At 38.9% G+C, this 26962-nt stretch carries 19 protein-coding genes and 1 pseudogene; 1 reads left to right on the forward strand and 19 read right to left on the reverse strand.

Annotated features, from left to right (window positions below; genetic code table 11):
- Window positions 1-106: 106 nt before the first annotated feature.
- The 14 genes from OR571_RS22155 to OR571_RS22220 form a co-directional block, all read right to left on the reverse strand.
- Window positions 107-1795 carry a methyl-accepting chemotaxis protein gene (locus OR571_RS22155; RefSeq protein ID WP_282246085.1) on the reverse strand — a complete coding sequence of 563 codons (1689 nt, stop codon included), beginning with the start codon at window positions 1793-1795 and terminating at the stop codon, window positions 107-109.
- Window positions 1796-2410: 615 nt separating this feature from the next.
- Complete coding sequence (locus OR571_RS22160; protein ID WP_282246087.1) at window positions 2411-3256, reverse strand: VOC family protein; 846 nt, start codon at window positions 3254-3256, stop codon at window positions 2411-2413.
- Between the two features lie 226 nt (window positions 3257-3482).
- Complete coding sequence (locus OR571_RS22165) at window positions 3483-4442, reverse strand: threonine/serine dehydratase family protein (RefSeq protein ID WP_282246089.1); 960 nt, start codon at window positions 4440-4442, stop codon at window positions 3483-3485.
- Between the two features lie 206 nt (window positions 4443-4648).
- Complete coding sequence (gene leuD / locus OR571_RS22170) at window positions 4649-5224, reverse strand: 3-isopropylmalate dehydratase small subunit (RefSeq protein WP_282246091.1); 576 nt, start codon at window positions 5222-5224, stop codon at window positions 4649-4651.
- A 30-nt stretch (window positions 5225-5254) separates the two neighbouring features.
- Window positions 5255-6670, reverse strand: coding sequence for a 3-isopropylmalate dehydratase large subunit (leuC, locus tag OR571_RS22175; RefSeq protein WP_282246093.1), 1416 nt, complete (start codon window positions 6668-6670; stop codon window positions 5255-5257).
- 19 nt (window positions 6671-6689) lie between these two features.
- Window positions 6690-7790 carry a 3-isopropylmalate dehydrogenase gene (gene leuB / locus OR571_RS22180; RefSeq protein WP_282246095.1) on the reverse strand — a complete coding sequence of 367 codons (1101 nt, stop codon included), beginning with the start codon at window positions 7788-7790 and terminating at the stop codon, window positions 6690-6692.
- A gap of 181 nt (window positions 7791-7971) precedes the next feature.
- Window positions 7972-9516, reverse strand: coding sequence for a 2-isopropylmalate synthase (locus OR571_RS22185; RefSeq protein ID WP_282246097.1), 1545 nt, complete (start codon window positions 9514-9516; stop codon window positions 7972-7974).
- Window positions 9503-10537 (reverse strand): ketol-acid reductoisomerase, encoded by a 1035-nt coding sequence (ilvC, locus tag OR571_RS22190; RefSeq protein WP_282246099.1) that lies wholly within the window; start codon window positions 10535-10537, stop codon window positions 9503-9505. The genes OR571_RS22185 and ilvC overlap by 14 nt, the downstream gene beginning before the upstream one ends.
- Window positions 10538-10739: 202 nt before the next feature.
- Complete coding sequence (ilvN, locus tag OR571_RS22195) at window positions 10740-11252, reverse strand: acetolactate synthase small subunit (RefSeq protein WP_142537461.1); 513 nt, start codon at window positions 11250-11252, stop codon at window positions 10740-10742.
- Window positions 11249-12970, reverse strand: a complete 1722-nt coding sequence (gene ilvB / locus OR571_RS22200) for an acetolactate synthase large subunit (protein ID WP_282246339.1) — start codon at window positions 12968-12970, stop codon at window positions 11249-11251. Before ilvB ends, ilvN begins: the two co-directional genes overlap by 4 nt.
- A gap of 584 nt (window positions 12971-13554) precedes the next feature.
- Entirely contained in the window at window positions 13555-15222 is a 1668-nt protein-coding gene (gene ilvD / locus OR571_RS22205; protein WP_282246102.1) for a dihydroxy-acid dehydratase, read from the reverse strand.
- 520 nt (window positions 15223-15742) lie between these two features.
- A complete protein-coding gene (locus tag OR571_RS22210; RefSeq protein ID WP_282246103.1) occupies window positions 15743-16174 on the reverse strand; it encodes a hypothetical protein in 432 nt (143 codons plus the stop codon).
- A 1319-nt stretch (window positions 16175-17493) separates the two neighbouring features.
- Complete coding sequence (locus tag OR571_RS22215; RefSeq protein ID WP_282246104.1) at window positions 17494-18084, reverse strand: YiiX/YebB-like N1pC/P60 family cysteine hydrolase; 591 nt, start codon at window positions 18082-18084, stop codon at window positions 17494-17496.
- A 110-nt stretch (window positions 18085-18194) separates the two neighbouring features.
- Window positions 18195-19994 carry a DNA/RNA non-specific endonuclease gene (locus OR571_RS22220; protein WP_282246105.1) on the reverse strand — a complete coding sequence of 600 codons (1800 nt, stop codon included), beginning with the start codon at window positions 19992-19994 and terminating at the stop codon, window positions 18195-18197.
- 433 nt (window positions 19995-20427) lie between these two features.
- On the opposite strand from OR571_RS22220, the pseudogene OR571_RS22225 reads away from it, so the two are divergent.
- Window positions 20428-21392 (forward strand): annotated as a pseudogene (locus OR571_RS22225) (S8 family peptidase).
- Between the two features lie 326 nt (window positions 21393-21718).
- On the opposite strand, the gene OR571_RS22230 reads toward OR571_RS22225, so the two are convergent.
- From OR571_RS22230 to fliS, 5 genes are all read right to left on the reverse strand, one after another.
- The gene (locus OR571_RS22230) at window positions 21719-23404 is read right to left on the reverse strand and encodes a methyl-accepting chemotaxis protein (RefSeq protein WP_282246106.1); all 1686 of its coding nucleotides are present in this window, start codon (window positions 23402-23404) and stop codon (window positions 21719-21721) included.
- Window positions 23405-23558: 154 nt separating this feature from the next.
- On the reverse strand, window positions 23559-25247 hold the full coding sequence (locus OR571_RS22235) for a methyl-accepting chemotaxis protein (protein WP_282246107.1): 1689 nt from the start codon (window positions 25245-25247) through the stop codon (window positions 23559-23561).
- A 28-nt stretch (window positions 25248-25275) separates the two neighbouring features.
- A complete protein-coding gene (locus tag OR571_RS22240; protein WP_282246108.1) occupies window positions 25276-26037 on the reverse strand; it encodes a C40 family peptidase in 762 nt (253 codons plus the stop codon).
- Window positions 26038-26196: 159 nt separating this feature from the next.
- Complete coding sequence (gene fliT / locus OR571_RS22245) at window positions 26197-26550, reverse strand: flagellar protein FliT (RefSeq protein WP_282246110.1); 354 nt, start codon at window positions 26548-26550, stop codon at window positions 26197-26199.
- Window positions 26547-26948 carry a flagellar export chaperone FliS gene (fliS, locus tag OR571_RS22250; protein ID WP_142537451.1) on the reverse strand — a complete coding sequence of 134 codons (402 nt, stop codon included), beginning with the start codon at window positions 26946-26948 and terminating at the stop codon, window positions 26547-26549. The genes fliT and fliS overlap by 4 nt, the downstream gene beginning before the upstream one ends.
- Window positions 26949-26962 lie beyond the last annotated feature (14 nt).

A 26962-nucleotide genomic window follows, 5' to 3' on the forward strand; every position in this document is an offset into this window, starting at 1 on the left:
TTTATTTTACAATTGTGTAACAATTACATTACAAATCTATAAAATACGACTCTACTAAATGAAAAAAAGACCAAAAAGTCCCGAAATGAGACTTTTTAGGCTTTGGTTATATAACGAAACGTGCGGTAGATGCTTCTAGTATAGTTGCTTGTTCGCTAATATCACTGATTAATGCTGATAATGATTCAATAGTTTCTAGATTTGCTACTAGTAATTGCACCGTTTCTTCCATTTGAGCTGTATTAGATTCTATAGATTCCGTTAACTCAAAAATGAGTTTTTCTGACATATTCTTTTCTTGCTCAATTGTCTTAATAGAATCTTTCATATGATCATTCTGGTTTTTGGACTCTCTTATAAACGACACGATTGTATCAAATTTTTCGTGCAATAACTGGAAAGATGTCGCATTATTTTTGGATGTAGAGAGCCCTTCTGCAAAGACAATCTCCATTTCATGTCCCTGTTGCGAAATAGATGTAGAAATGCTGTTAATCGTATTTGCAGTAACAGACACTTCATCCGCTAATTTTTTCACCTCTTCCGCAACTACGGCAAATCCTTTTCCATGAATACCAGATCTTGCGGCTTCGATTCCTGCATTTAACGCAAGAAGGTTTGTTTGTTTGGAAATAGATTGGACGATAGAGGTCATTCTGGCTATTTCTTCTGTGCGCTCTTGTAACAATTTTCTCTCTTTATCTGCCGCTTTGAATAAAGAGCGCAAATGTACCGCTTCAGCTGCTGCTTTTTTCATCGTACCTGCACTTGCATCTGCGACTTCCACCGCAAAAGAGGCATGATTATTTAAAGCAACTGCTTTTTCTGATACATTCTCAAAAGTCCGTGAAAACTCCTCTAAAAATGCTCGAATTCCAATCGATGCTTCTTTTTGCTCTAGCATACTTACGCTAGCTTCATTTATAGCCATTTGTACTGTATTAGAACTTGCCACAGTTTCCGAAGAGTATGCCTTTAATGTTGTACTATCTATACTTAGCTTCTCTGCTGTTAGTTTTATCATTTGAACCATTTCAGTTAAATTGTTTTTCATTTCATTCATCGCCATTGATACTTCGCCAATTTCGTCCTTTGTCGAAATATGTATTGGCTTTGCAAGTAGATTTCCTTTAGAAATCTCTTTTGCCGATGAGGCCACATTCGTCAATTGATTTCTTATTTGACGATTCGTCAGTAACAATAAAATAATCGATAATACACCAGCTATTAAGAATGAAGCAACGACTATGACAATGGTATTTTGCTGGCTTGCATTCATTTCGTCTATGATCAATTGTCGATTATTCGATTCTTGCTCTCTTGTAGCATCAAGCATTTCTATCAACACATTATACTTTTCATTTATCGATTGCAGCTGACGGCGTTTTGCAACATTTTCTTTGTTGACAACGGAACTTTTTAAATTATTTTCATAAGTTGTTTGAATCTCGTTTAATGTTTTCTCGAAACTAGCCCAATCTATATGCGCCATCCGCGAACTCACAGTCGGTACTAGCTGTGCCAGATTTGTTTTCTTCGCTTCATAATCTTTGTCGAATTCCTCTAACGGATCACCTGCAAAAAGCGAAATTGCTATGTATAAACTAGCTACCTCTGCACGCATAATATCTGCATTCTCGACATTTTCTGAGGATATCTCTAATTTATCGGACAGGTTTTGATTGTGAATCACTTGAATAATTAATAATACCGTCATCATACCAAATAATATAAAAGAACTAAAAATTGCAATTAAATACTTCGTTCGCAGTGGTATACTAGACCATTTTTTCATAGGTATTGAGACCTCCCACAAGGAAATATAGCATATTTCAACGTAAAATAGAGGGCGTTTCTCTAAACTTAACACAAGCTTTACAATGGTGAGATTTAGCCAATCACTGAGAAAATAAAAACAGTAAAATATATGACCGATTTTCGACATAGGGCTCGCTAAAATCGACCGGTGTCACTATTCTTGTCCAGATTGCAGGCATTCTAACTCCTAGTAACTTTGGACAAGGGTTGCCAAAGTGTATTAGAGAAAATTTATTTAGTTATATCCACTCGGTTCGTTCAGAAAACAAAGTTTCGAACGAATCGCCAATATTTCCTTTTCTTCAACAAAACGGTCTTGTTTTGTCGAATTCAAACAGCTCGCCAGACAAAAATCGACTAAGTAGCTGTCCAAAAGAAAAATTTGTCGATAGACAAAAATAGAGTAAAAGTGATGGATACTGAAAGCGGAAAGAATTTGAGAAAAGTGACGTCAATATGTATAGGCTTGGTCAAATATTTAGGTGTAATAGAGGGAGAAGATTGAAGCGCTTGGGTGGGAGTGTTTATCTTAGTATTACTCAAATGAAAAAGAGTGTCTCAAGATTTCGAGACACTCTCGCTTTTTTACCATTTATTTAACGATTAATTTGATTTTATTTTGTGATGGGTCTTTTGTGATATATTTTCCGTTTTCCTCTGTTACAGGTGCATCAATTAGTTTCAAGTTTTCGATTGCAGTATTTAATACTTCATTGCTTGGGTAAACTAGAGTAAAAGCCTCAAGTCCAACAATATTTTCCGCTGCAGCCGGTGCTCCTACGCCAGCCCATGTATTCATACCGATATGGTGATGATATTTCCCTGTTGCCATGAATAATGCACCTGGATATGGAGTAACAACTTCAAGTCCTAATGCATTATAAAATTTTTCAGCAGTTTGTAAATCTGCAACATGTAAATGGATATGCCCCATTACAGTGCCTGCTGGTAGACCTTCCCATTTAGTACTTGCACCTTCTGCTAAAATACTTTGTGCATCGATTTGAAGGGTATCCATTGCAACATGTTCCCCATTCCATTTCCAATCAGTATCTGGACGGTCGCTATAAATTTCGATGCCGTTACCATCTGGGTCATTTAAATAAAGCGCCTCACTTACTAAGTGATCTCCCGCTCCAACACGGATATTGATCTCGATAAAATGTTTTAAAACCGCACCTAAATCTGCACGAGTAGGAAGTAATAACGCGAAATGATATAGACCAGTCGTTTTTTGAGTTTTTGGTTCGAAGTCTGGTCGTTGTTCAAGGGAAAGTAACGCTGTTTTCCCATCTGCTGTTAGAAGTGCTCTGTTGTCTTGTTTTTCTAGAACTTTAAATCCTACTACTTCTTGATAAAACGTAAGTGATTCTTCTAAGTTCATTACTTTTAATTCAACTAATTCTACGAAAGTGAATGGTTTATTATGATATTTCATTTAATATTCCCCTCTTTTTAAGTTACTTTTCGTAAGTAATTATATTTTAGTTACTAATGAAAGTCAAGTTAGTATGCTTTTATTTTGAAATGAAATTAGTTAATGGAGGTATTTGAATATTCATCTTGCGATTAGAAGAGTGTATCTTGTGATTTCCACAACCTAGCATGCTCAACTCACACTAAAACCACTAGCCTCCAAAAAGACTAGTGGTTTCGATTGTAGTTTATTTTGCTAATGGTACTTGGAACGACATTTGCTGACATTCAGCGAGTTTACTAATGTCTAAGTTTCCTCCGCTTACGATGATTCCTACGTTTCGTGATGCGGATGGCATGTGGTGGTTCAACACTGCCGCTACTGCTGCGGCTCCTGCACCTTCAATAAGTAATTTTTCTCGTTCGAGCATGCAAAGGACTGCGGATGCAATTTCTCCTTCGGATACAGTGATCATGTCATCTACGAGGGAATGAATAATTTGGGTTGTCAGCTTTCCTGGTACTTTCACGTTAATCCCTTCTGCAATCGTTTTGCCTTGGAACGGGATGAGCCCTCCGTTTTTGCCTTTATATGCAGTGACCATGGCAGAGGAATTGGCCGATTGGACGCCGATAACTCGTATATCAGGACGAGTCGATTTCACTGCAAGTAATGTACCTGCAAGAAGTCCTCCTCCACCGGCTGGAACAACAATCGTATCAATTTCTGGACGTTGTTGCAGCATTTCCATCGCTACTGTCGCTTGGCCTTCAATAACGGCTAAATCGTCGAATGGATGGATGAATGTTGCCCCGGTTCGAAGCTGTTCTTCTCTTGCAGCAACATAGGCTTCATCGAAATTTTGTCCGACTAGCTTTACTGTTGCGCCGTAGCCTTTTGTCGCATTCACTTTCGTTTCAGGAGTTCCGATTGGCATGAAGATCGTGACTGGCACATTGCGTGCTTTACCAGCATACGCAACTCCTTGAGCGTGATTCCCTGCAGAAGCGGCGATTAATCCTTTCTCGCATTCTGCTTCTGTCAGCTGAGATACTTTATTCATTGCACCTCTTATTTTAAATGAACCCGTTTTTTGCAAGTTCTCTAATTTCAAGAAAACATTTTTTCCTGTGTATTCATTAAATGTAGTCGACATTTTACACGGCGTCCGATGAACGAACTCCGATACTTTTACAGATGCTTCCAATAAACCTACAGTGTCGTATGAATTCCCAACAAAACCATCTCCTAATTTGCTAATTTTTTCATTGTCTAGACTTCAGGCGACGTCAGCTCGAGGTCAAATGTCAATTTTCTGCGGTGGCTGAGGAACTGCCTCGTCGAAAATCGTCATTTGCTTGCTCCTGCGCGAAGCTCGTCGCAGAAGAACTCTGTCTCTGACAAGCGGTCGCCTTACGCTTTTCTTAATTCAAAAGCTTTAATATGATCTTCATATTGGAAGGTTAATGAAATTTCATCCCATCCATTTATAAGCATTTTCTTTTGATATGGATCGATGTCGAATGAATAAACTACACCGTCCTCTCCTGTAACTGTTTGTGCTTCTAGATTCACTTCTACGTTATATTCTTCCTTACTTAAAATCTCTTCTACTTCGTCGACAGACAATTTAATAGGAAGAATTCCATTTTTCATGCAGTTATTATAAAAAATATCTGCGAAACTTGGTGCGATCACTACGCGGAATCCATAATCCAGAATTGCCCACGGAGCATGCTCACGGGAAGATCCACATCCGAAGTTCTCATGCGCTACTAATATAGTAGAATCCTTATAACGCTCATCATTTAATACAAACTTACTATTTGGATTTCCTTCTGCATCAAAGCGCCAGTGGTAAAATAAGTACTTACCAAAACCAGTGCGCTCAATTCTTTTTAGAAATTCCTTTGAAATAATTTGGTCGGTATCGACGTTCTTTTGATATAAAGGGGTAATGACACTTTTTACTTCATTAATAGGCTCCATCGTTTTTCCTCCTTACGTTGATTCAGTGGTTTATACTCCTACTGTATCAAGTTGAAATTTGCGAATGTCTACAATATGTCCTTCGATTGCTGCTGCCGCTGCCATTGCTGGGCTCATCAAATGTGTTTTAGATCCTGCACCTTGGCGCCCTTCGAAGTTACGGTTGGATGTAGAAGCACAATGTTCGCCAGCTGGTACAACGTCGTCATTCATCGCTAGGCACATACTGCAACCAGACTCGCGCCATTCAAATCCTGCATCAAGGAAGATTTTGTCGATGCCCTCTTGTTCTGCTTGTTTTTTCACAGTTTGTGATCCTGGAACCACAATTGCTTTTACTGTTGGGTGTACTTTACGCCCTTCGATTACACTTGCTGCTGTGCGCAAATCGCTTAGACGAGCGTTCGTGCATGAACCGATAAATACATTCGTAATGGCAATATCCGTTAATGGCATGCCTTCTTTAAGACCCATATAAGCAAGTGCTTTTTCATGTGCTGATCGGTCGCTTACTTCTGTAAAATCGGTTGTAAGTGGTATATTGTTTGAAACACCTGAACCCATAGATGGATTTGTACCCCAAGTAACGAAAGGTTCGATTTCGTCTGCAGAAATTTCGACTGTTTTATCGTAAACTGCTCCCTCGTCAGATGCTAATGCTAACCAGCGTGCTGCTTCTATTTCAAAAGCTTCCCCAGTCGGCACATGTTCACGTCCTCTTAGGAATTCAACTGTAGTTGCATCCGGGCTGATCAAACCAGCACGCGCTCCCGCTTCAATGGACATATTACAAATTGTCATACGTTCCTCCATCGATAGCTTACGAATAGCTTCGCCAGTGTATTCCACGATATAACCTGTTCCCATATCGATACCAAACTTTGAAATAATCGCTAGAATGATATCTTTTGCTGCTACTCCGAAACCTAGTTCTCCAATTACTTTGATTTCCATTGTTTTCGGTTTTGCTTGCCAAAGTGTTTGCGTTGAAAGTACATGCTCTACCTCACTTGTACCGATACCAAAAGCGATTGCACCGAATGCACCATGTGTAGATGTGTGGCTATCTCCACAAACGATTGTTTTACCTGGCTGTGTTAAACCTAATTCAGGCCCGATAATATGGACGATTCCTTGATCCGGATGATCCATATTTGCTAGTGGAATCCCGAATTCTTCACAGTTTTCTTGCAGTGTATTTATTTGCTTGCGTGCAATTTCATCTTTAATCTGTTCTCTATTACGAGTTGGTACATTATGATCCATCGTAGCATAGCAAAGATCCGGACGACGAACTTTGCGATTGTTTAGTCGTAACCCTTCAAAAGCTTGCGGAGATGTCACTTCATGGAGTAAGTGTAAATCGATATAGAGAAGGTCTGGTTTACCTTCTTCCTCATATACTACATGTTCATCCCATATTTTCTCAATTATCGTTTTTGCCATTTGGTCCCTCTCCTTTTGGTTAGACATACGTAAACATAATGCTATCGGATACAAATTCTGAGTCTAATTCTTCTAATACTTTTGCTGTCCATTCTGTTGTTGACAGAACGCGTTTGCCTTCTACTTGTAAATCACTTGTGAAATTGCCGTCATTTAGTACATTAAATACTGCTTCTTCAATTGCTGCTGCTTCTGTTTCCATTTGGAATGCTTCGCGAAGCATCATTGCTGCAGAAAGAATAGTTGCTGCTGGGTTTGCTTTGTTTTGCCCTGCAATATCAGGAGCAGAACCATGGGCTGGCTCGTATAATCCAAATCCATCTCCTCTTGTACTTGCAGATGCTAGCATCCCTAAAGAACCTGTAATAACAGAAGCTTCATCACTTAAAATGTCGCCGAACATATTTTCCGTTACAATTACATCAAATGCATCTGGTTTTGTGATCAATTTCATTGCAGTCGAGTCAACAAGCATATGTTCCACTTCTACATCCGGATAACCTTGTTTCTTTTCTTCCACAATTTCGCGCCACAGTTTACTCGAATCGAGTACATTCGCTTTATCGACAGAAGCAAGTTTTCCTCTACGACTACGAGCAAGTTGGAATGCTGTATCGACAATACGCTCGATTTCTTCGCGTGTATAAACGAGAGAATCTATTGCGTAATCTTTTGTTTTCTTACGTGGCTCTGCGAAGTATAACCCTCCCGTTAACTCACGAACGATAACTAAATCTACTGATTCTGCGATTTCCTTTTTAAGGGGTGAAGCTTCGAGTAATGCAGGAATCGCTTTTACTGGACGAATATTTGCGTACAATCCGAAATGTTTGCGAATTGCTAGTAATCCTTTTTCCGGGCGTAAATGAGATGGATTTTGATCCCATTTTGGCCCACCAACTGCACCTAAGAGAATGGCATCACTTTCGCTACATACGTTAATTGTTTCTTCAGGAAGTGGATTTTCACAAGCATCAATTGCAGCTCCACCTATCAGAGCGTATTGAAAATTAAACGTATGATTATATCGTTTTTCAATCGCTTGAAGCACTTGAACAGTTGCTCCCGTTACTTCTGGACCAATTCCATCGCCTGGTAATACTGTTATCGTTTTTTCCATCTCATTCACTCCCGTTTTTTGTCTAGACTTCAGCCGCCAGCCACTCGAGGTCAAATGTGAAATTACTGCTCCTGCGCAAGCTCGTCGCAAACAAAAGCGTTTGCGGTGGCTGAGGAGCTGCCTCCTCGCAATTCCCCATTTGCTTGTCGCGGTTTGAACGGCGCCTTCCGCTTTTCTAGCATTATTGAACTACTGGCACTCTTTCCTGATAATGTGCTTTTATTAATTGTCTATTAATCGCATTTAAATATGCTTTTGCGGATGCTTCTAATACGTCTTGTGAAGCGTTACGCCCAACGGATACGACATCATTGAAAGTCAAGTTAATGACAGCTTCGCCAAGTGCATCCCGGCCTTTAGAAACAGATGACACACGATAATCGATAATGTGAACTTTTCCCTTCACAAGCTTTTCTAGCGTATTGAAAATTGCTTCTACTGAACCAGCGCCTGTAGACGATACAACCTCTACTTGACCAGACGGTGTTTTCGCTTGAACTGTAGCTGTAGGAATATTAGAAGTTCCATACTGCACTTGCACGCTTTCTAGCTCATACACTTCCACTTCCGACGTTTTTACTTGTTGATCAGTCAATAAAACAAACAAATCATCTTCCGTAATTTCTTTCTTACGGTCTGCTAATTTCTTGAATGCGACAAATGCTGCATTTAGTTTTTCATCACTTAAATGGAAGCCCATTTCTACTGCGCGACTAGAAAATGCATGACGACCTGAATGTTTTCCAAGTACAAGCTCAGTAGTTGCATCTCCGATTAATTCTGGTGTAATAATTTCATACGTTTCTGGGTTTTTCAGCATACCATCTTGGTGAATACCAGATTCATGTGCGAAAGCATTTTTCCCGACTATTGCTTTGTTTGGTTGAATCGCAACACCTGTTAGCTTACTTACAAGCTGACTTGTGCGCTTCGTTTCTTTTAATACGATGCCGGATTCTGTTTGGTAGTAGTCTTTGCGAATATGTAGTGCAACTGCAATTTCTTCTAGCGCTACGTTTCCAGCTCGTTCACCAATTCCGTTGATCGTACCTTCTACTTGTGTTGCACCATTTTCAATCGCTGCAAGTGTATTTGCTGTTGCTAAGCCTAAATCATCATGACAATGAGCAGAAAGCTTCACTTTTTCAATGCCAGTGACATTTTCAGATAAGTATTTAAATAAAGCGCCATATTCAATAGGTGTTGCATACCCTACTGTATCTGGAATATTAATCGTTGTAGCTCCTGCTTTAATCACTTCATTAATAATGCGTACAAGAAACTCTTTATCCGAGCGAGTCGCATCTTCTGCAGACCATTGTACGAGTGGAAAATATTTTCTTGCCAGTTTCACGGATTCCACAGCAAGTTCAATTACTTGTTCTGGTGTTTTATTCAACTTTGTTTGCATATGAATTGGGGATGTTGCGATAAATGTGTGAAGATGTGGTTGCACTCCACCTTTCAATGCCCCCCAAGCTGCTTCAATATCACCTTTAATCGTCCGAGCAAGCCCCGTCACAACTGAGTTTTTCACCGTATCGGCAATTAGTTTAACCGCTTCAAAGTCCCCAGGGGATGAAGCAGGAAAACCTGCTTCAATTATGGAAACTCCGTACTTTTCAAGCTGACGAGCGATTTCTAATTTTTCTTGCGTGTTAAGATTGATCCCTGCGGATTGTTCCCCATCACGAAGCGTTGTATCAAAAATGTCAATTTTGCGCACTCGTCACCACTTCTTTCTTCACTTGTTTTTTCCCTTCATTGATGAATGGCATCATTTCACGAAGTTTTGCACCTACAACCTCAATTTGGTGTTCGGATTCTGCTTTTTTGATCGCGTTATATTTTGGACGATTTGTTTCGTTTTCTTCGATCCATTCTTTTGCAAACTTACCGCTTTGGATATCTGTTAATACGTCTTTCATACGATCTTTTACAGAAGCATCAATGATACGTGGTCCTGATACGAAATCTCCCCACTCAGCTGTATCCGAGATAGAAGAACGCATTGTAGCCATTCCACCTTCGTACATTAAGTCAACGATCAGTTTTAGTTCATGCAATGTTTCGAAGTATGCAAGCTCTGGTTGGTATCCTGCTTCTACAAGCGTTTCAAAACCAGCTTTTACGATTGCAGTTGTACTACCGCAAAGTACCGCTTGTTCTCCGAATAGATCTGTTTCTGTTTCTTCTTTAAATGTAGTTTCAAGTACACCAGCGCGAGCTGCTCCAATTCCTTTTGCATAAGCTAAAGCTGTTTCTTTTGCGTTACCAGTAGCATCTTGATATACAGCGAATAATCCTGGTACTCCTGCTCCCGCTTCAAACGTTCTACGTACTAAGTGACCTGGTCCTTTTGGTGCAACTAGGAATACGTCCACATCAGCTGGAGGTACGATTTGATCGAAATGTACGTTAAATCCGTGAGCGAATACTAATGATTTTCCTGCAGTTAATGCTGGTGCGATTTCTGCTTCGTATACCGCTTTTTGTCTTTCATCTGGTAATAAAATCATGATAACGTCTGCTTTTTCAGCCGCTTCTTTAACAGAATATACTTCTAATCCATCTTCTTTTGCTTGATCAAAAGATTTCCCTGCACGAATACCTACTACTACGTTAAAACCTGAATCCTTTAAGTTTTGTGCGTGTGCATGACCTTGTGATCCGTACCCGATGATTGCGATTGTTTTGTCCTGTAATAGTCCTTCGTTGATATCTCCGTTATAATACATTTTAGCCATTGTTATTTCCTCCTCAGGATTGTTTTTTAATTTATATTAGAGTGTTTAACTTTGTTACTGGATTTTAGTGTTGCTTTGTGTCTAGCTTCAGACGCCAGCTGCTCGAGGTCAAATGCCAGTTTTCTGCGGTGGCTGAAGAACTGCCTCCTCAAAAACTGTCATTTGCTTGTCGCAGCTAAACGGCGTCTTCCGCATTTCTAATTTACAAAATAGATAATTGCGGCGTATGGACTTTTTGAGTTTCCCTTACAAATGCCGTAACACCCGTTCTTGTTAAATCTTTAATGCCGTATGGTTTGAGCAAATCAATAAATGCATCAATTTTTTCCGGATTACCTGTTACTTGGTATGTCACGACGTTTTTGCCAGTGTCGATTGTTGCAGCTCGGAAAGGTTCTACAATACTATTAATCTCTGCTCTTACGGTTGGTGGTGCGACTACTTTCACAAGTGCGAGTTCTCGAACGACAATCGATTTTTCTGTAATATCGTTTACTTTCAGTACATCTACTTGTTTTTGTAGTTGTTTTAAAAGTTGCTCTAGTTTTTGTTCGTCTTCTACATTTACGACAAACGTCATTTTGGAAATTTGCGGTTGTTCTGTATGACCTACTGTGATGCTTTCGATATTGAACTGACGTTTCATGAGAAGGCCAGTTACGCGGTTTAAAACGCCGCTTTGGTTAATCACGGTTACTGTAATGATGCGTTTCATTCTGGCTTCACTCCAATCATTTCGTGTAGTGCCGTACCTGGTACAACCATTGGGTATACTTTTTCTTTTTGAACTACTCTGCAATCGATTAATACCGGTTCATCGGATGCTAATGCTTCTTTTAATTGGGCTTTTGCATCCTCGTACGTTTCGATTTTGTATCCTTTTATATCGTAAGCTGCCGCTAGTTTCACAAAGTCTGGTTGAACAGGTATTAGAGAATGCGAGTAACGCTCACCGTGGAACGTTTCTTGCCACTGGCGAACCATTCCAAGTGCTTGGTTGTTCAAAATAACTATTTTCACTGGAATGCGCATTTCTTGAAGGAGCGACAATTCCTGCAGCGTCATTTGGAAACCAGCATCTCCCACAATGGAAACTACTTTTGCTTCTGGCTTCGCAAGCTGTGCGCCAATTGCTGCTGGGAAACCAAAGCCCATTGTTCCTAGACCACCAGACGTTACCCAGTTATGTGGGTGATTAAATTTATAGTATTGTGCTGCCCACATTTGATGCTGTCCTACGTCAGTTGTAACAACTGCATCTCCGTTTGTATATTCGTGAATAAGTTCTACGACTTGCTGTGGTAGCAGACCTTTTTCTTCACTTGCTTCATAAAATAACGGATATTCCTCTTGATTGATCTGTAAGCTTTCCAACCATGCTGCCGTATTGCCATTTGGAGCATTTTGTTCTAGAAGCGCGAGTAATGCTTCTTTTGCATCTGCGACAATCGGAATTTCGGTTGGTACATTTTTTCCGATTTCTGCAGGATCTATATCGACATGAATCACTTTTGCATTAGGTGCAAAGTGAGCTAAGTTTCCGGTTAAACGATCATCAAATCTTGCTCCAACATTAATAAGTAAGTCACAGGTTTGAATCGCCATATTTGCTGTGTATGTGCCGTGCATTCCCGCCATCCCGATAAATAGTGGATGATTTCCTTCAATCGTTCCTAAACCGAGTAAAGTGTTCGTTACAGGAATTTGATATTTCTCAGCTAGCTTTACCAATTGATCGGATGCTTTGGCGAATAATACCCCCGCACCAGCTAAGATTAGCGGTTGTTTTGCCGTTGAAATAGCATTTGCCGCTTTTTGAATTTGTAAAAAGTTCGGTGTTGTCGTCGGTTGATATCCTGGAAGATTTACTTCCCCTGTTGTTTCATCAGTTGGACTAAAAATCCCTGTTGCCATGTTTTTCGGAATATCTACGACGACTGGTCCTGGACGACCTGTGGAAGCAATATGAAAAGCTTCGTTTACTATTCTTGGTAAATCCGCTACATCTTTTACTTGGTAATTATGTTTTGTAATTGGTTGTGTAATACTGATGATGTCCGCCTCTTGGAAAGCATCTGTTCCAATAACCGTTGTTGCAACTTGCCCTGTAAAAACAACGAGTGGAATCGAATCCATCATTGCATCCGCAATCCCTGTGACAACATTTGTTGCTCCCGGGCCACTTGTTGCAATGACTACTCCTACTTTTCCAGAAACTCGTGCATATCCTTCCGCTGCATGGATTGCTCCTTGCTCATGACGCGCTAAAATATGTCTAATCGGGTTTTTGTGTAGCGCATCATAAATCGGTAATACGGCTCCACCTGGATAACCAAAAACTACTTCAACTTGGTGCTTTTTTAACGTTTCAATTAAAACATCTGCACCATCCAATTGCTTCGGAGCTACCGAGGCTTCGGGCTCTTCATACATTTGTTCTGTTTCTTCAACAGTCATCTTCATCATAATTTCCTCCTTTTGATCAAATCGTCCAGTGTCAAAGAAAAGCGTAAGGCGCCCGCTTTGCCGCGACGAGCGAATGGCGATTTCCGAGGAGGCAGCTCCTCAGCCACCGCAGGAACGCTCTTCTGCGACGAGCTCGCGCAGGAGCAAATTGACATTCGACCTCGAGCGGCAGGCGCCTGGAGTCTAGACAGTAAATGAATAGACAAGTCTTACTTTCTTACATGTTATTTATAAAAAAGAAAAGAATTTCACCCCACACAAAAAAACTATCGTTCTTTTGTATAGGGATGAAATTCTTTTCATGGTACCACCCTAGTTCGCAGCGCAACCGCTACCTCGCAGACAACCGACCAAAACAGCCAACTGTCCATTTTTAACGAGAGTAGTCAGTAGTACTACACCCGGAAGTATCTAGTAGGTTTCCCATTCAACACTTCACTCCGAGGGGATGTCGCTAAAGGTTGTATTGCCGGCTCCCAGCTCTACCGGCTCTCTGTAAATACAAGGTTCCCTTAACTTTTGCCTCATCATAGATTTCTATTATTATCTTCTTAGATTTTCATAACTCCGCCTGTACTAGCAGATGTTACAAGCTTCGAATATCTTGCTAAATAACCTTTTTTAATCTTCGGTTCAAATGGTTGAAGTTTAGCTCTTCTACTTGCTAATTCTTCTTCACTAACCTGCAACTCTATTGTTCTATTAGTCAAATCAATTACGATAATATCGTCATCTTCGACTAATGCGATTGGTCCACCATCAGCTGCTTCTGGAGAAATATGTCCAATGGAAATTCCTCTTGATGCACCTGAAAATCTACCGTCTGTTATGAGTGCCACTTTCGTTCCTAATCCACGACCTTGAATCGCTGAAGTTGGAGCGAGCATTTCTGGCATTCCTGGTCCGCCTCTTGGGCCTTCGTAGCGAATAACTACTACATGGCCTTCTTTAACCGTACCGTTATCAATTGCTTCTTGGGAAGCTTCCTGAGAATCAAAGACAATTGCTTTTCCAGTAAACTCTTTTATTGAAGGATCTACTGCGCCGACTTTAATAACTCCGCCTTCTGGTGCGATATTCCCGAATAAGACGGATAAGCCACCTACAGGACTATATGGATTTTCTTTTCGACGTATGACTTGATCATTTGTAATCTTAGAATCTTTTACATTTTCATAGAGTGATTTACCTGTAATCGTCATACGATCCGGATGAACCGCTCCTGGAATTTCGCAAAGTTCTTTTATAATGGCACTAACTCCTCCTGCAAGATGAACATCATGCATCGAGTAATCAGAAGCTGGCATAATCTTCGATAAATAAGGAACACGCTTCGCTACTTCATTAATCTCTTTCACGTCGTATTCGATTTCTGCTTCATGAGCGATAGCTAATGTATGTAGTACTGTATTTGTAGAACCACCCATCGCCATGTCTAGTGCGAATGCATCGTCTATTGTTTCTTTCGTAACTAAATCACGCGGTTTAATATCTTCTTTTACCATTCTTACAAGATGTTGTGCCGCTTCTTTAATAAGGCGATGACGTTCGTCGGATGTAGCAACAATCGTTCCATTACCCGGTGGTGTCAACCCTAGCATTTCCATTAAAGAGTTCATTGAGTTTGCTGTGAACATCCCTGAACATGAACCACATGTTGGACATGCATTTTGTTCGATGTCTAGTAGTTGTTCTGCTGTCATTCCACCTGATTTATAAGAACCAACACCTTCAAAAACGGAAGTAAGTGAAAGTTGTTTGCCGTCAGCTGAAGTACCAGCTTCCATCGGACCACCTGATACAAAAACAGATGGGACATTCGTTCTTACTGCTGCCATTAACATTCCTGGAGTGATCTTGTCACAGTTTGGAATGTAAAACACACCATCGAACCAGTGGGCATTAATAACAGTTTCCGCTGAATCTGCAATCAGTTCACGACTCGGAAGTGAATATCTCATCCCGATGTGTCCCATTGCAATCCCATCATCTACACCAATCGTGTTAAACTCAAATGGAATTCCACCAGCTTCACGTATTGCTTCTTTAACGACCTCTGCAAATTTATTCAAATGCATATGGCCTGGAATAATATCAATATAGGAGTTACAAACGCCAATAAACGGCTTATCTAAATCTTTTGTTTTGACCCCAGTTGCATAAAGTAAACTTCTGTGCGGGGCACGGTCTACACCTTTTTTAATCATGTCACTTCTCAATTTTAATCGCTCCTATACTTACCGCTTATCTAGCGTTTAGCTTTGCAGCTTTAGACTATTTATAGTCTTCTTTAGTTTGTGAATTTTCTCACAATATTTAATATATTGTAGTTATCATATCGCCTTTAAAATGCCCCGTCAACACCCTTTTTTAAAATAATCTGTTAGTTTGGAATATTCATATACTATGTAATCGTTTACATTTGCGATATATCGCACTTTACACGCTTGAAAAATAATTGTGAATTTTTTGTTCAAAATAAAAAACCTCTCCACTTCTGTGGTGAGAAAGGTTCTCAAAGGCATATTCTGTCTACGTTTAATGAAATATTGGGATACAATTCGGAGTCATGTGGGGTGGCATTATTTTCTATTAACTAACAAAATTAAGCTAAGGGAAACCATTTTATAGATGAAAGCAACTAGTTCTGCATCGTGAGCAATTAATTTTGAACTGAGGACAACAACTGTATTAATACGCAAAGAAAAAACCTTCCCGTAGACCTGGGAAGGCAAGTATTTACCATAGATTCGGCTTGGCTACCATGAACCAAAGCATTATAAGTAACAATAAAATATAGAGCCACACAGAGCGACGTAATTTTAAAACAAGCGTATTCAAATCAATCTTCTCATCTCGAAACAATCGAATATTCGGCTTAAACGCTCGCGCTAGAAAAACAATCGAACTTACCATTACAACAATCGTCATAATGACCCATGACGTCGACCACGGCCAATTTCCTTGCCACATAAGCAAAATCCCAGATACAACAAGCACATGCCCAGCATGCTTTACAATCCGTATAGCAGCTTGGAACACCTCTAAATGTGAATCTAACAACTCTCTATTTTGGAGTTTCATCCTATTTAATAACGGAAAAAGTACAAAGAACGGACCAATAGATAAAATTGCGCTTAATACATGTGTAAATACTATAAATTTATACATAAAATAATCACCTAAGTATATTATACGGTATTGTGTCGGAGAAGGTTGTGTCTAGTTGAGGAAGATTTTGTGGTATAGGGGGAGGTTCGCTTACGCGCAACAGAGAATAAGTTTCTCTCAACAATCTAGTGCTTACTCGCAATATTTGGAGTCAGTTTAAAAATTGGACATGTTCAAATACGAACTTCATACTAACAGAAAATAAAGAGAGCGTGTCTTTGACTGCAGTTCAAACTAGAGAACTGTGCGAATAGTTAGCGAAGTTGAAAGTGGAAGAAGAGCTGCAAGAGGAAAGTGAAATCATAAAAAAGGTCATGCATGTCTTCGTCCAAGGTCACACATGTTATTTAAGCTCATGTAGGGACATCAAAATGAATATATATCGCGTGGTGAAGTTGTAGAGGATTCTTCCGTGGATATTACAAAAGTATTAAAGGCAAAAGCGAGACCAGATACTCGGGGAAATAAAAAAAAATCAACCTGTGTTATAGAGGGTTGAATTTTTACTTCTAGATACACAAGTACCCAGAACTATTATTATTTTACTATGCTATAGGAGCTGGAACTCCCGCTTCTTAGAGATAAAAGACTAATTAGTGAAAATCCCTAATATTCCCTAGAGAAATTAAACATATACGTATTTGATTGCACATATACATAATAAAAGGGCTATCTCTATCATTTTACGCCCTAAAAAACTGCACCATTTATGGAGGTGAATACAAATGACAACATACGAATTGCTAAGCTTACTCATTCAACTATCTGGCGGTTGGATTGCTTTTATGTCGGTGGCGTTGTCAGTTATCTTTTTCTTATCAAGAAAGAAGTAACCGCCCCCATCGGCAGGAGTGTGGACAATTACTTCTTTCTTCTTTAGCCAAAAGCTTTTTCTGCCCAACTAATTACGTCGTCGTACGATGCACAAAATCGACCATGATTTTGTCTAGCAGTCTACCATTTAGGACTGAGTGCTGAAACACTCAGCCCTTTTTTATTGTATGTTAGGTTTATAATTATATGATGAATTGTTGTTTGAAGTGTAATACGATATCACTAAATTCATTAAGAAACCTAGATTTCTTTATACTTCGTTATTGTGAAACAATAAAGCTTGCGCATAGGACTTACTACAACTCCATATGTGAGTAACTTTTATCTATAGTATGCAACAAGCACCAATAATAGAAACAATACTTTTAGTATTTTCCTAGAATCAGTAAAATGTGCTCAAAAAAGTATTTATTTTTAGAAATCTGAAGAGAATGGAATTTTAGTAGTTATCTAGATCACTGTGATTTATTAAACCTGAAATGATATCATGGAGTGATTTCGAACAAAGGTTTGACATAGGGATCTGCCGCAATATGTTCTGGGAAAATAAAACCCATTGGATCGCGTGAAAGCTCTATTTCCAATTGCTTGTAGCATTCGTCTACGAATTCAGAGCACATATATTCAAAATCCTCCGTATGTCTTACGATTCCTAAACTTATGCGTGCAACAATCTTGGCTATCTCGTCTTTGTCATAATTTCGATTAAGCAAATCAATCGCTTTTCCACACATACTTTTTATTTTTTCTTTATCAAAATCAGAACTATCAACAACTTCATGTCGGGCTACATACATTTCTCCATTATACTTTTCCTTACTATTTTCATAATTGTAAAGATAATGTGATAATGGGACCACCCTGACACCGTCGTCTTCTACACTTTCCAATACAAGTACACGCTCATTCCAATAGACTAACAAGGCTACATGACTGAATACAGAGTTTGATAGTTTTTTTATCATCTCACTGACTAAATAGCGTCCGCTACAAAAAAGAATATCTCCTGTTTTTATTTTGCTTTTTGCTAGTTGATAGGAAATCTGGTTTATTCCATTAAATTTACTAGTCCCCATTTATAATCGCTCCTCAAATCAATGTTATCTACCTATATTAAGGGTTAGTTGGCCCAGTGGTAGAGCCGCTACCACTAGGGGAACAATAGCTAAATTTTAATGTTCAAATTTCAGAGTTTTATATCCTCGGGTGCATCAATGACATATCCTATTATCGATTCTAATTGATTGATAGGATCGTAATTACGTAAATCTTCAAAATCAAGACCTGTAGTCTCCTCAATTTTTGAAATGGGCACTTGGTACGTTTTATATTCACCGTAAGCAAATTCCAAATCCTCAATAAGATTTTTTTGAGTCTGCAAATAAGCAGTTGCAGAGAGGTTTCCATCTTTCTTAACAATGACTGCTATTTTCCAAAATTCTGCCGGTATCTGAACGCCTCTGTAAATAATGTCATCCATCCTAAAAACTGGTCCAGTAAACACCGTTACTTTAAGATTCGAGTTTTCGGCATTATCTAAAATATAATTCTCCAGATCCAACCAGGTTTTTTGATTCAACTTACTTTGCTGAGGAGCACAATTGGTAAAGTGGAACGTATCCTTATTTGCCCTTTCCGCCGAATCTCCCCAAACAGGATCAAGCCGGCGGACAAGATGTCCCCGATCAAGCGGATTATTTTTATATAATTCAGGACCGCACTGGTACTCTATTTCGATGCGAGAATCGAGATACCATTTGTCATTACGGCCAATCTTCATCAACTGATTGCCGTCAATATTAACCACCGTATAATATGCTAAACGGCGTGATTTGCTCATGACAATTGAAAAATGCGTATAATGGAGCACATTGCTTCCGTCTTTTAACTGGGCAACATCCTGTTCAAGATCAGATCTGAACATCGGATGAGGAACTTCATAATCGTCACCAAGAAATTGAGTGTCATAGCCGGTCGAACCTTCATACCATGAATCGCTTAACTCCTCAACTACCATCTCCTCAGAAGTAGGACCTTGGACTTTCCACCCCTTCACAATGTCATTTATTAATAACTTTTGATCTTCACCCAAGTTGGCGCTTTGCTCCACGACAAACTGGATAATACTGCTTATGCGAATCCCTTCATTGGCAATAAATTTAGCCGCATCCTTTGGATCTGGAACGCCTGCATGGTGGAGACAGATTACGATCCATTCGTCATTATATACAGGTGATCCAGAGGATCCAGGCATGGTATCTGTGGAGTAATGAATATAGTCGTCAAATACATCCATAATTTGATTTTCTCTAATCGCAACAGCTTTAGGGGCCCCTGAAGGATGTTGAATAATTGATACATATTCACCAACCAACCCTTTTCCAGTTTGCGGAATGAGGGGTAAGAACCCAAAATCACTTACTTTGGTGCCATCAGCAGACATATCCTCTATCGCGACTAATGTGAAATCAAGCTTCTGATCCGTTATAAATAAACGCTCAGGTGTTAAACGGAAGGTTTTCATCGGACGTTCTTTTAAGTCAAGATCAACTTCATAGTTGAATTGTGCGCGACTAAACTGAGCCGTATCGTAGTTCTCCAAAACATGATTATTTGTAAGCAATAACGAAGGTGATACAAGAAAACCTGTAGCATGTCCGAGAACCCTGCCTATTCGATCTCGAATTTCGATTCTACAAACTGGTCTAGCTGCTTGCAGACCTGCTTCAAGATAAGAGATAGGAAATAGATCATCTTGACCAATAATACGCTCCATAGCAAGTCCATCACGTGGATCTATAATCGCTTTACGAAGTGTAACTCGCTCAGGCGTATCTACTTCCAAGGGATTTTTAATTTGCAGTTCACTAGCAATTCGTTCACGTTCACTAGAACGTGCGATGTAACGCTTTAATGCTTGTTGTTGTTGCAAATCTACAAGACTCATATTATAGCTTTGAAACTTATCAAGTCGTTTAATAGACATGTTTATCCTCCTTAAATTATAAAATTGAAGTACATTATTTTATTTTGACTATTCTAACATTTCAGTGATTTCATTGGAAGTTACTTTTTACGGGTATTATAATAGATTTTTAGTCCAAAGACTCAATAGCTATTTAACGGTTACTCGCAACATGTAACATGCACTACTTTTAGAAATATTTCTTTATATTTCTGAACTTTAATAGTGAATAAGCGCTAAATAGGATACCTCTCAAATAAGTCTTCTGAATCTATTATTCAAATTAATTAATATTGATTTGACGGAATAATCAGATAATGATAAGATTTATTTTACAGTAAACTAGCACTTCTAATAGAAACAAAGCTATTAGTAGATTCCCCATAACAGTAAGTTGATGATAAAAGTTTTTGAATTTGAATAGGTTTCCAATAATACTTTGAGGAGGTATAAAATGGATAATTTTGTTCATGTAATTCCATATGAAGTGATTGTACAAATGACGGAGACCAACGAAATTCCTACAGGCGTAGAATTAATTCAAGCACCCAAGATCTGGGACAAAACAAAAGGAAAAGATATTACGGTAGCTGTCCTGGATACAGGATGCGATTGTAGTCATCCCGATTTACAAGAACGGATTATAGGCGGTCGTAACTTTACGGACGATGATGAAAGCAATCCCGATATATTCCTCGATTACAATGGACATGGCACTCACGTTGCCGGAACGATTGCTGCACAGAAGAACGACAAAGGTGTAGTCGGAGTAGCTCCTGAATCAAATTTACTTATTATAAAGGTATTGAATAAAAAAGGCTCGGGACAATATGAGTGGATTATCAATGGAATCAATTATGCCATTGAACAAAAGCGGATATTATCTCCATGTCGCTAGGCGGTCCAAATAATATGCCTGAACTTCATGAAGCGATTAAAAAGGCTATCAGTAACAATATCCTTGTAGTTTGTGCTGCTGGAAATGAGGGTGACGGCGACGATTCAACCGATGAATTCGCCTATCCAGGCTGTTATAACGAAGTCATTAGTGTAGGTGCAATAAACCTTGAGCGTCGCTCTTCCGATTTTACCAATTCTCATAATGAAATCGATTTAGTTGCTCCGGGAGAAAAGATCCTCTCTACGTATTTAAAAGGCAAGTATGCAACATTAAGCGGAACTTCAATGGCTGCACCTCATGCCTCTGGGGCACTTGCTCTCATAAAAAGCTTGGTCAACCACAATTTCGGTCGGGAACTATCAGAGCCTGAGCTCTATGCTCAGCTAATTAAAAGGACGATTCCACTAGGTTTCTCGTCCAAGCTTGAAGGTAACGGCCTCGTTTATTTGACGGTAATCGAACATTTGAGCGGTGTATTTGAGAAGGAGAGTAAAGAGTTGGTTTTGAGTTCACAATAATTACGATTAAAAGTGGCGGGACTTCCTATTTTTCGGACATTTATAATCATAAAACGCGGTCCGAAGATTTCACGGAACGCGTTTTATTGTTTTTGATAAATTTGAACTTTTTATGTGTAACCTAGAGCCCGTTTCTCGCAATATTCTCAAGAACCGCAAGATAGACTGACTGAATCGCAAGATCATAGCTTAAAATCGCAAAATACTCGCCCCAACTCGCTAGGTAGCAACCCAGAATAGCAAGATCCCCCCTCCGAATCGCAAGATACTCTTCTTCCATATAAAAAAGCGACCCCAATTTCTCGGAGTCGCTACTAAACTATCTATCAAATTTTAAAATGGCTTACTTCTGATTGAAGTGTTTCTGCTAGATCTGCTAATGTTTGCGCATTAGCTGTAATTTCTTCATTGGCTGCAAGCTGTTCTTCTGTAGCCGCACTTGTGTCGTTTGCACCGTCTGCAGCTATAGATGCTAGCTGCTGAACCTGTTGCACACTTTCTGTTACGGACTCAGTCATCGCGTGAATTTGCTCAATTGCTGCGGAAACAGATTCTACTTTAAACACTACAGCTCCCACACCGCTTTCAATTTCTTTGAATACTTGGATGGATTCTGTTGTTTTTAATAGACCTTCTTCTACTTTTGAGCCGCCTGTCGTAATTGCTTTTACAGCTTCACCGGATGCTGATTGGATTAGTTGAACCATTGATCCAATTTCGGATGCAGAGTTTTTCGATTGCTCCGCAAGTTTGCGTACTTCTTCCGCTACTACTGCAAACCCTTTTCCATATTCTCCAGCACGCGCTGCTTCAATTGCCGCATTTAAGGCAAGCAAATTCGTTTGCTCCGAAATATCTGTAATAAGGGATGTGATAGATTGGATTTCACCGGAATGTTTCGCCATACTTTTCATAATTTCTGTTGTTTCATTAAATGTCGTATGTATTTTTTCCATTTGACCAGCTACATCTGTAACAACGGAAGATCCTTTTGTTATAAGGTTCTGTACGCCATCCGTCGATTGCAACATTTCTTCGTTGTTTTTGGCAATTTGACCAATACCTTCTTGTAATTCTACGATCGATTTCACCGAAGATTCCATATGACTCATTTGCTCTTCACTTGCAAGCATTTGTCCTTCTGCTGATTTTGCGACCATTTGAGTGGAAGCTAAACTTTCTTCTGAACTTGCAGATAGTTCTTCTGCGTTAGCGGCAAGTTGCATCGAAGAGTCTCGGACATTAGAAACAATATTTCTAAGATCGGTAATCATCTTATTAAATGCAACAGCCATTTCGCCAACTTCATCTTTATTTTTAATCTTAATAGTTTCAACTACCAAGTTACCATCAGCTATATCTGCAAGACCTGCAGTAACCTTTGTAATTGGTTTGGAAATGCTTCTACTGATGAAATGAGAAACGAGTACACCAATAATAATGCTTGAGATAGTTAGTATCATTGTGACTATATTTGTAAGTTTTACATACTCATCTAGATTTTTTTGTGCCTGATCCACGTGTGCTTGTTGTATTTGTTCTAATTGTGCCAATGTATCCAATATAGTTTTGTTAAGTTCCTGAGAATTTGCTGCATATTGAGCAAACATACCATTTTTTCGTTTCAAATCAATTATTTTATTATTCGATTCAAATAATTTAACTGTATCGTTTTTAAGATCTTCCATTAATTTTAATGAAGCTTGATCATCAGCTAAGCCATCTATCAATTCCTGTGCAACTTCAGATCCTTCTTTCATTTGTCCATCTAATTTCTGAATGGAATCTTCCTTGCCGAACATAACAAATTCTAAAACAGAGCTTGACATATCCTTTTGAATAATTTCAATTTTTTCTAAAAGATCTACTCTTCTCATATCTTCGTCAATAATTGTTTTATATCTATCCGTAATATCAATAGTTGAGAAGATAGATAAAGCACTTGCAATTATTAATAGGAGCAATACCGCCAAAAATCCAAACCACATCTTTCTACTAATCGTAAATTTCATCCTATGACTCCCTTTTTTCCTATAAACTTATTTTATATATTAATTACTTAGTAACTATACTATTATACATTCGGAAAGGTATTTTGTCATATTCCATAATCATAAAAATGGCCTTAAATCGAATTCTCGACTTAAAGCCATTGATATTTCTTTGTTAGATTTTAAAATGGCTAACAGTACTTTGAAGCGCTTCCGCAAGGTCTGCTAATGTTTGAGCATTGGAGGTAATTTCTTCGTTGGCAGCTAATTGTTCCTCCGTTGCAGCGCTTGTATCATTTGCCCCATCTGCAGCACGTGCTGCCAAACGTTGTACTTCAAGTGAGCCTTCTGACACAGATTCCGTCATCGCTTGAATTTGCTCAATAGCTGCAGAAACTGATTCAATTTTAGAACCAACCACTCCGACCGCTGTTTCGATTTCATTGAATACATCAAGTGAATCATTCGTTTTAGCAAGACCATCTGCCACTTTGTCTCCACCAATCATAATCGCTTTCACTGCATCATCCGAGGCAGTTTGAATGATGTGGATCATCTTTTCAATTTCAAAGGCAGAGTTTTTAGACTGCTCTGCAAGTTTTCGAACTTCTTCTGCTACTACTGCGAAGCCTTTACCATACTCACCGGCACGTGCTGCTTCAATAGCCGCATTTAACGCCAACAAATTCGTCTGCTCAGAAATATCCGTTATAAGTGCGGTAATGGACTGAATTTCATCTGAATGCTTCGCCATATTATGCATAATTATCGTTGTATCTTTGAAAGTGGAATGGATCGTATCCATTTGAACAGCAACATCTGAAACTACAGCTGAACCTTTTTTCACTAATTTAGTCACATCATCCGCAGCTTGCAGCATTTCTCCATTATCAACTGAAATCTGTCCGATTCCCTGTGCTAATTCATTCATGGAGTTAACAGAGGTGTCCATATGGCGTACTTGCTGTTCACTTGTCGCCATCTGTGATTCTGCAGATTGGGCAACCATTTGGGACGAAGCTAAACTCTCTTCGGCACTTGCTGAAAGTTCTTCCGCATTTGCAGCAAGCTGCATTGAAGAATCGCGAACATTTGAAACAATTTCACGAAGATCTACAGACATCGCGTTAAAGGCAATCGCCATCTCTCCAACTTCATCTTTATTTTTAATGTGAATAGGCTCAACAGTTAAATTGCCTACTGCGATTTCCGACAAACCGGCCGTAACGCGCTTAATCGGTCTTGAAATACTTCGACTGATAAAATAAGCTAATATGATTCCTAATAATACTGCTGTTACCGTAATTAAACCAGCAAATATTTTAGCCCCTCGCTCATAATTTGTTATTTCCACCCGCATGCTTTCCATATCATTTTGGAAAAACTGTTCCATTTCCTCTAGGATACTTATCATACTCTCACTAATCGACTTTGCTTCCGTAGAAAGCTTACTAACCTCCACGGTATTATTATTCATCTTCGCCGCAATAATTTCTTCATTATTTTTAGCATAAAGCATCATTTTTTTATCAAAATCATTTGACAGCTCAAGCATTTCGGGAGAAAAAAGAATACCTTTTAATTGTTGCGCGAGCTCTGTTGTTAATACATGATTTTCAGATATGCTTTTCTTCGATGCATCTGTATTAGATAGTAAATAATCCATTACACTTCTAGTAGTGTCCTTTTGAGCCATTTCTATATCTTTCACAAGATTCACTTTCACAGCCTGGTCATCTAATAGAAATTGATATTTACTACTCGTATTCATCATCGCCATAATGGTAAGCACAGCAACGACAATTAGTAAAAATAAAATAGCAGAAAAACCAAGCCACATCTTTTTCCCAATCGATATTTTCATAGGAAATCTCCCTCCAACTAATCCGCTACTAATTCACGCTTACCGCATGAAAACGTTTAAAGGAAACAAAATGCTCTTTCCAATAAACATTACTTAACTTTGTAATCTCAACGCCTTTTGAACCCGCATGTATAAACTCATCGTTGCCTATGTAAATGCCCATATGAGAGATTCCCTCTTTATATGTATTTTCGAAAAATACTAAGTCCCCAATTACAGGAGTCGAAACAGGTGCACTTTGAGTAAAATAACTTTCACTGCTTTGTCTTGTTATATTCAGACCTGCTTGTGTATGTACAAAATAAATAAATCCGCTACAATCAAATCCAGCAATTGTATTTCCTGCATACAAATACGGAGTGCCTTCCAATAATTTAGCAAAATCTACTAGCGTACTGTAAACAGCTTGTCCACTCGTAGAAAGAGCTTTTGCTTCCCCTTCTACAGGTGTAGGAGAAGTAATCAGTGTTTCTGCCTTAACTTGCGCTGGTTGTACAACCTTTTCTGTTGTTACTTGCGTTACAGGTTTCGTTGCTACGACCGGTTGTGTCACTTTTGACGTTGTCTTTGCTGCTACCGGCTTTTTTACTACCAATTTCTGCTTTACATAAATATTCTCTTTTGTGAGCTTATTCCACGTTTGCAAGTCTTTCACGGAAACTTTATTTGCTTTTGCAATTTTCGTTAAAGTATCCCCTTTTTTCACTTCATACAAGCCAGTAGTGCTTGCAGAGGCTATAGATGTAAATGAAAATAAAAGAACCGTTACTAAAAGCACCTTTTTAAACATATAAACTCTCCTCCTATTAGACTATTAATTTTATCATAGCATTAATTTGCTATTTTCACACTATTAATTTTGAAAAGATATTTCCTGGGAAATGAGCGTTTTAAAAGCTCCAAGAATGGTTATCTTCTTGGAGCTTTTACTATTAACTTATGTGACATATTATTTTTTCTTATCGTAAAAGGTGCCATCTCGATATACTTGATTATAAGGATCCATATAGGCATTTACGGACACTTTTTTCTTTTGCTGCTCGGATATATCTAGACGTATATCTTTCAGATAAACTTTGAGCTTCGCTTGAAGTGTTTTTTCTAAAGGAAGTAGCTCTTCTCCGAACGTTTGTTCCTCATTCGAAAACGGGGCTTGAATAGTAGGTTGCAATTTATCCCGTTCAGTCAAAAGTTTATCAACTTGTTCGATTACCGCATCTCGCTTATCTTCTCCTCGTACGTCTAATATCCTAGTTAAAAGCTCTGTAACCCTTTTCCAGTCTTTTAAACTATCTCGAATCATACTTCACCTGTTTGACCATATTGTTTTTGGCGATTAATTTGAATGACTTGTTTCCACGTATCACGGAACTCAGTCGTATATCCAATCACTTCGTCTACCTTAGCGGTATCATTTTGAATATTAGCCTCTACTAATCGATTAATCATATATTCATATAAAGAAGCCATCGATGCAGAAACAGCAACCGACATATCTAACGTGATCATCAATTCACGTAGAATATTTTGTGCTTTTTGGATATTCGTATTTTTTAGTTCAATGTCTTTTGTTTCGATTCCTTTTTTCGCTTGGTTCAAAAACTTCAAGCAACCATTATACAACATTAGTGTCAATTCACCCGGTGTCGATTGGGTTACACTATTTTGTTGATATGCTTTATATGGATTATTTACAGCCATATTTTACACTCCTC

Source organism: Psychrobacillus sp. NEAU-3TGS, from assembly GCF_029955155.1.
Taxonomy (GTDB): domain Bacteria; phylum Bacillota; class Bacilli; order Bacillales_A; family Planococcaceae; genus Psychrobacillus.

What these genes read in the sequence shown, in the direction of transcription:
- leuC (WP_282246093.1), bottom strand. Translation starts at nt 6,670, where the DNA reads ATGGCAAAAACGATAATTGAGAAAATATGGGATGAACATGTAGTATAT.
- OR571_RS22220 (WP_282246105.1), bottom strand. Translation starts at nt 19,994, where the DNA reads ATGTCTATTAAACGACTTGATAAGTTTCAAAGCTATAATATGAGTCTT.
- OR571_RS22215 (WP_282246104.1), bottom strand. Translation starts at nt 18,084, where the DNA reads ATGGGGACTAGTAAATTTAATGGAATAAACCAGATTTCCTATCAACTA.
- fliT (WP_282246110.1), bottom strand. Translation starts at nt 26,550, where the DNA reads ATGATTCGAGATAGTTTAAAAGACTGGAAAAGGGTTACAGAGCTTTTA.
- OR571_RS22230 (WP_282246106.1), bottom strand. Translation starts at nt 23,404, where the DNA reads ATGAAATTTACGATTAGTAGAAAGATGTGGTTTGGATTTTTGGCGGTA.
- ilvC (WP_282246099.1), bottom strand. Translation starts at nt 10,537, where the DNA reads ATGGCTAAAATGTATTATAACGGAGATATCAACGAAGGACTATTACAG.
- OR571_RS22235 (WP_282246107.1), bottom strand. Translation starts at nt 25,247, where the DNA reads ATGAAAATATCGATTGGGAAAAAGATGTGGCTTGGTTTTTCTGCTATT.
- leuB (WP_282246095.1), bottom strand. Translation starts at nt 7,790, where the DNA reads ATGGAAAAAACGATAACAGTATTACCAGGCGATGGAATTGGTCCAGAA.
- leuD (WP_282246091.1), bottom strand. Translation starts at nt 5,224, where the DNA reads ATGGAGCCTATTAATGAAGTAAAAAGTGTCATTACCCCTTTATATCAA.
- fliS (WP_142537451.1), bottom strand. Translation starts at nt 26,948, where the DNA reads ATGGCTGTAAATAATCCATATAAAGCATATCAACAAAATAGTGTAACC.
- OR571_RS22155 (WP_282246085.1), bottom strand. Translation starts at nt 1,795, where the DNA reads ATGAAAAAATGGTCTAGTATACCACTGCGAACGAAGTATTTAATTGCA.
- ilvN (WP_142537461.1), bottom strand. Translation starts at nt 11,252, where the DNA reads ATGAAACGCATCATTACAGTAACCGTGATTAACCAAAGCGGCGTTTTA.
- OR571_RS22160 (WP_282246087.1), bottom strand. Translation starts at nt 3,256, where the DNA reads ATGAAATATCATAATAAACCATTCACTTTCGTAGAATTAGTTGAATTA.
- OR571_RS22240 (WP_282246108.1), bottom strand. Translation starts at nt 26,037, where the DNA reads ATGTTTAAAAAGGTGCTTTTAGTAACGGTTCTTTTATTTTCATTTACA.
- OR571_RS22210 (WP_282246103.1), bottom strand. Translation starts at nt 16,174, where the DNA reads ATGTATAAATTTATAGTATTTACACATGTATTAAGCGCAATTTTATCT.
- ilvB (WP_282246339.1), bottom strand. Translation starts at nt 12,970, where the DNA reads ATGTATGAAGAGCCCGAAGCCTCGGTAGCTCCGAAGCAATTGGATGGT.